2 protein-coding genes are annotated in these 1222 nt (G+C 29.2%); both read right to left on the bottom strand.

Annotated elements, in window-relative coordinates; genetic code table 11:
* Nucleotides 1–106 precede the first annotated feature (106 nt).
* On the bottom strand, nucleotides 107–664 hold the full coding sequence (locus ACOTVC_RS08735) for a hypothetical protein (protein WP_421628368.1): 558 nt from the start codon (nucleotides 662–664) through the stop codon (nucleotides 107–109).
* 13 nt (nucleotides 665–677) lie between these two features.
* On the bottom strand, nucleotides 678–1222 hold a 545-nt coding region (locus ACOTVC_RS08730), incomplete at its 5' end, for a TNT domain-containing protein (protein ID WP_421628366.1).

The following is a 1222-nucleotide window of genomic DNA, read 5'->3' as shown; positions in this document are numbered from 1 at the left end:
ATTAACATCTTCTATTTTAGGAAGAGTTATTTTTCTTTTTTTAGCCATAAAAAGCCTTGTGGGTTTTTAAACCCACTAAGATTATATTAAATCATAAGGAAAGTATTTATATAAAGCTAATCTTATTTTGCTTAATCATTCTGGCACGATTGATAAGAGCATAAAGGGCTAGAAATTCATCGTTAAGCATTTCCTTAAAAGTTTCACTGTATCTATCCCCATCAAATTCAATACTTTTCCATTCTATAATCTCTGATTTAGCATTAGTGATAAAAGAAATATATTTATCTCTTTGTTTATCGTGTTTAATACCTGCACATAAAGGTTTAAGTGCTTCATCATACCAAATCACTTCTAGATTTTCTTCTTTGATGATTCTTAGTGCTACTTCTTTTGTTAGATATTCTTTAATGTCTTTTCCATCGTATTTTTTTTGTTCATAATTCATCTGCAACATTTTATCAATAGCTTCTTTTTCACTATTAAAAGAATACTCAAGTTCAACACTGCCTCTTTCTCCAATATAAACAGCTTCGTATTTATTATTATCAGAATCAAACCACATAGTAAGATGGTATTCTCCTGAATGTTTATAAGAAGGATACCAATCTGTATCAATCAACTTTTCTTCTTTTATAATTAATTCTGCTTGTTCTCTTGTCATTTTCTATCCTTTATTATGGTATTTGTTTGATAAAACCTAATTGCATTAAGTCTTCTATGGAAATAGGAAGTTTAATCTGTGTTCCTCCACCTTCTTGATCAAAGTGTGGAGATATTTTACCTTCTTTTGGGGAATGGAATTTGTTTTTTTCTTTTAATTTGTCAATTTTACCTTTTAGTTCTCTATTTCCACTCACTTCAATCTTTCTCTCAATATTTTCCATATTAATATCTTCTATTACTTCATATCTTTTATAAGTTTTTTGCATGGCTTCATTATCTTCATAAGGCAATGATCTTTTTTCATAAGATATTGCTCCTTCTTTCTCTTCAAAAGGACACACAAAGCTACCTGAATTATCCCCATATCTGTCTAGCTTTGTTCCCTTTTTTAGAGTGATTTCTTTTGGTTTAGGTGGGATTTTATAGCCATCATCATCAGGATATTTAATCTTACCATTTTCACAAATATAATCAGAGCTTCTAGGTTTTAGAGTATCTTTAGGCCATATTCCATTATACTTATAAAGATGAACTTCTTTATCACTTACCTTACCTT

Origin of the sequence: Campylobacter sp. GB48 (genome assembly GCF_049221845.1) — a bacterium.
Classification (GTDB): Bacteria; Campylobacterota; Campylobacteria; order Campylobacterales; family Campylobacteraceae; genus Campylobacter_D; species Campylobacter_D lari_C.
Note: the sequence above shows the minus strand (reverse complement) of the source record. Positions and strands in the feature narration are given on the sequence as shown.